At 69.6% G+C, this 4,644-nt stretch carries 2 protein-coding genes; both read right to left on the reverse strand.

Features of this window, described 5'->3' with window-relative positions:
* The coding region (locus NW895_RS41035) for a condensation domain-containing protein (RefSeq protein WP_289942349.1) at nucleotides 1-2,422 on the reverse strand (2,422 nt) is incomplete at its 3' end.
* A partial coding sequence (locus NW895_RS41040; RefSeq protein WP_289942350.1) for an amino acid adenylation domain-containing protein occupies nucleotides 2,422-4,644 on the reverse strand: 2,223 nt, incomplete at its 5' end. The genes NW895_RS41040 and NW895_RS41035, both read right to left, overlap by 1 nt.

The following is a 4,644-nucleotide window of genomic DNA, read 5'->3' on the forward strand; positions in this document are numbered from 1 at the left end:
GGGCGAGGCCGTGGCCGGCGATGTAGAGCTCGCCGGTGACGCCGGTCGGTACGGGCTGCAGGCCCGCGTCGAGCACATACGTACGCGTGTTGTTGATCGGACGGCCGATCGGCGGCGCGGAGGTACCGGCGTCCAGCGGGCTGCTGATGGTGGCGCAGACTGTGGTCTCGGTGGGCCCGTACGCGTTGAGCAGTCGGTGATCGGGAGCCCAGCGGGCGATGAGGTCGCCGCTGGGCGTCTCTCCCGCGAGGATGAGCGTGCTGCGTCCCGGGATGGAATCGGTCGGCAGCACGCTCAGCAGTGCCGGCGGAATGGTCGCGTGGGTGATGTGCTGGGTGGTGAAGAGCTCGGCGAGCTCCTCGGCCGAACGTAGCTGCTCGGCGTGGGCGAGAACGATGGCGGCACCGGAGAGCAGCGCCATACAGAATTCGGAGAACGCGGCGTCGAAACCGGGGGAGGCGAACTGCAGCACACGCGAGCCCGGGGTGACGGCGAAAGCGGCGATCTGACTGTCGGCCAGACTGCGGACGCCGGAGTGGGTGACCACGACGCCCTTGGGGGTGCCGGTCGAACCGGAGGTGTAGATGACGTACGCCGGCTGGTCGGGCACGGAGCGGTGAGGCACGTCCTGGTCGCTCTGGTCGGCCAGGGCGGCGATGGTGGGGGAGGCGTCGAGGACCAGGGGGTCGAGACCGTCCGGCAGGACGGTCTCCGCCTCGCGCGTGGTGATGGTGAGGACTGGCTCGGCGTTCCCGAGGATGTAGCCGATGCGGTCTGCGGGGTAGTCGGGGTCGACGGGCAGGTAGGCGGCCCCGGCCTTGAGGACGGCGAGTACCGCTACGACGAGCTCGGCTGAACGGGGCAGCGCGAGCCCGACGACGTGCTCGGGGCCGGCGCCGCCCTCGATGAGCAGCCGGGCGAGCCGGTTGGCGCGCGCGTTGAGTTCCGCGTAGGTCATCGTCGTGTCCCCGAAGACGAGCGCCTCGGCCTCGGGCGTCGCCGCCACCTGGGCTTCGAACAGCTCGGGCAGTGTGGCCGGTGGGGTCGTCCGCGCGGTGTTGTTCCAGTCCTCCAGGAGGCGCTGCTGCTCGGTGGCGTCAAGGATGTCGATCCGGCTGATCGGAATGTCCGGGTCCTCGGCCACGGACCGCAGCACCGCGCGCAAGCTGTCGGCGATCCGCTGCGCGGTCGGGGCGTCGAAGAGGTCGCTGGAGTACTCCACCGCGCCGCCGAGGCCGTCCGGCGTGCCGTCCTCGGCGAACAGCTCGCCGATGTTGAACGAGAGGTCGAACAGCGCGGAATCGGACTCGACGGGCACCGGGCTCAGCGTCAGCCCGTTCAGCTCCAGCGAGGAGCGGCTGTTGTTCTGCATTGCCAGCATGACCTGGAAGAGCGGATGCCGGGCGAGGGAGCGGGTCGGGTTGAGGTGCTCGACCAACGTCTCGAACGGGACGTCCTGGTTGGCGTACGCGGTGAGATCGTGCTCCGCGGTACGGTCCAGCAGTTCGCGGAAGGTGGGGTTGCCGCCGGTGTCGGTGCGCAGGACGAGGGTGTTGACGAAGAACCCGACCAGGTCCTCCAGTGCCTCGTCGGTGCGTCCGGCGATGGCCGTGCCGATGGGGATGTCGGTGCCCGCGCCCAGCCGGGTGAGGACGGTGGCGATGGCGGCCTGCAGCGCCATGAAGAGGCTGGCGTCCGCGCCGCGCGTCAATCGGAGCAGCTTGCGGTGGGTGTCGGCGTCCACACAGAGCGGCACGGACGCGCCCCGGCAGGAAGCCTTGGCCGGGCGGGGGTGGTCGGTGGGGAGGTGGAGTTCCTCGGGGATGCCCGCCAGGGTGGTGCGCCAGTGGGCGAGTTGTTCGTTGAGCAGGCTGTCGGGGTCGTCGGCGTCGCCGAGCAGGTCGCGTTGCCAGAGGGTGTAGTCGGTGTACTGGACGGGGAGAGGTTCCCAGTCGGGGGCCTGGCCGGTGGTGCGGGCGTTGTATGCGCTTCCCAGGTCGCGCAGGAGCGGTGCCATCGACCAGCCGTCGGAGGCGATGTGGTGGAGCAGGATGAGCAGGACGTGCTCGTCGTCGTCCAGCCGGTACAGGTGGGCGCGCAGGGGTATTTCGGTGGTGAGGTCGAAGGGGTGACGGCCGGCTTCGGTGAGCGCCTTGGCGAGTTCGGATTCCTCGACCGTGGTCACGACGAGATCCGGTGTGACGGTGTCGAGGACGTGCTGGTACGGCTCGCCGTCGGTGTCGGGGAAGACGGTGCGCAGGCTTTCGTGCCGGGTGACGACGTCGCCGAGCGCGGCCCGCAGCGCGGCCAGGTCCAGCGAGCCGTGCAGGCGCACCGCCAGCGGCAGGTTGTAGTCGGCGCCGGCCCCCTCCAGTCGGCCGAGGAGCCAGAGGCGACGCTGGGCGTACGACAGCGGAATCATCAGATCTCCTTCTTCGGCCGCAGGGCGGGGCGCCGCGACTTCTTCGCGCTGGTGAGTGCGTTCGACAGGGCGGCGACGCTCGGTGACTTGAACAGGGTGCGGACGGGAATCTCGACGCCGAGCGCGGTGCGAATGCGGCTGGTGAGGCGGGTGGCGAGCAGGGAGTGGCCGCCGAGGTCGAAGAAGCTGTCGTCGATGCCGACGTCGGTCACGCCCAGGACCCCTGCGAACAGCCCGCAGAGAATCCTCTCCTCACGGGTGCGCGGCCCTCGACCGCCTGTCGGGGCGCCGGGCTCGGGTGCGGGCAGCTCCTTGCGGTCGAGCTTGCCGTTGGGGGTGAGCGGCAGCGCTTCCAGTGTGACGAAGGCTGCCGGGATCATGTACTCCGGCAGCAGGCCGGCCAGGTATGCGCGCAGTTCGGTGGCGTCGGCGCTGCGGTCGGTGGCGGGCACGGTGTAGGCGACGATTCGTTTGTCGCCCGGTTGGTCCTCGCGGACGACCGTGGTGACCTGGGCAACTGCCTGATGAGCCGCCAGGGCGGTTTCTATCTCGCCGAGTTCGATCCTGAACCCACGGATCTTGACCTGGTCGTCGGTGCGGCCGAGAAAGACCAGGGTGCCGTCCGCGGTCCAGTGGACGAAGTCGCCGGTGCGGTACATACGAGATCCAGCCGGGCCGTGCGGATCGGCGAGGAAGCGCTCGGCGGTCTGGGCCGGTCGGTTCAGATAGCCGCGGGCCAGCTGGACGCCGGCGAGGTACAACTCTCCCGGTACGCCTGCCGGCACGGGCCGCAGTGCCGCGTCGAGCACGTAAACCTGGGTGTTCCAGACCGGACGCCCGATCGGCACGCTCACACTGCCCTCGGACTCCCGGCAGGCACAGGCCGTGACGTCCACCGACGCCTCAGTGGGGCCGTAGAGGTTGTGCAGTGGGACGCCGAGGACGTCGCGGAAACGGTCGCGCAGACCGACGGGCAGGGTTTCACCGCTGCACAGCACAGCGCGCAGGCCGGTGCAGGCTGCCGCCTCGGGCTCCTGGATGAACGCCTGGAGCATCGTCGGGACGAAGTGGGTGATGGTGATCCGTTCGTGCTGGATCAGCTCTGCGAGGTAGACCGGATCCCGGTGTCCGCCCGGACGGGCGAGCACGAGCGTGGCGCCCTCCAATAGAGGCCAGAAGAACTCCCAGACGGAGACATCGAATCCGAACGGCGTCTTCTGTAGCACCCGGTCGTCCGGACCGATCCGGTACTCGTGCTGCATCCAGGCGAGGCGGTTGACGATGCCCTGGTGGGGCACGGCGGCGCCCTTGGGCCTGCCGGTCGAACCGGAGGTGTAGATGACGTAGGCGGGGTGCTGCGGCAGCAGCCGGACGTCCCCGAGGCGGTTGTCGCTCCGAGCGTCGACCAACTCGGCAACGGATGGGTCGTCGAGTTCGAGACGGTCCGAACTGGTGGGCAGCGCGCGACCGACTTCACGGGTGGTGAGGGTCAGGAGGGGTGCGGCGTCCCGGAGCATGTAGTTGATGCGGTCGGCGGGGTAGTCGGGGTCGACCGGCACGTACGCGGCGCCCGACTTCAGCACGGCCAGCAGGGCGACCACCAGGTCCAGGGAGCGAGGCAAGGCGACGGCGATGCGCTGCTCGGGGCCAGCGCCGCGCTCGGCCAGGACTCGGGCGACTCGGTTGGCCCGGCCGTCGAGCTCGGCGTAGCTCAGGGAGGTGTCACCGAGGACGACGGCGGTCGCGTCCGGTGTCCGGGCTGCCTGGGCCTCGAAGAGCGCGGGCAGCGTGCTCGGGAGAACCGGCCGGGCGGTGTCGTTCCAGTCCTCGACCAGCTGCCGCCGCTCGGCCACCGAGAGGATGTCCAGCTGAGCGATCGGCAGATCCGACTCGGCCGCGACGGCTTGGAGGATCCGCACGAGATACCTGGTGAACCTGCGTACCGTCTCATCGTCGAAGAGCTCGGTGGCGTACTCGACGGACGCGGCGAGACCATTGGGGGAGCCGTCCTCGGCAAATGTCTCGGCGATGTCGAAGGAGAGGTCGAACTTGGCCGTGTCGAGGGCGTTGGCCACCGGCTCGACCTTCAGGTCGGGGAGTTCGGGCTCGGTCCTCGTGTTGTTGTTGAGGGTGAGCATGACTTGGAAGAGGGGGTGGCGGGTGAGGGAGCGGGTGGGGTTGAGGTGTTCGACGAGGGTTTCGAAGGGGATGTCTTGGTGGGC

Origin of the sequence: Streptomyces sp. S.PNR 29, assembly GCF_030386795.1 — a bacterium.
In the GTDB taxonomy this organism is placed as follows: domain Bacteria; phylum Actinomycetota; class Actinomycetes; order Streptomycetales; family Streptomycetaceae; genus Streptomyces.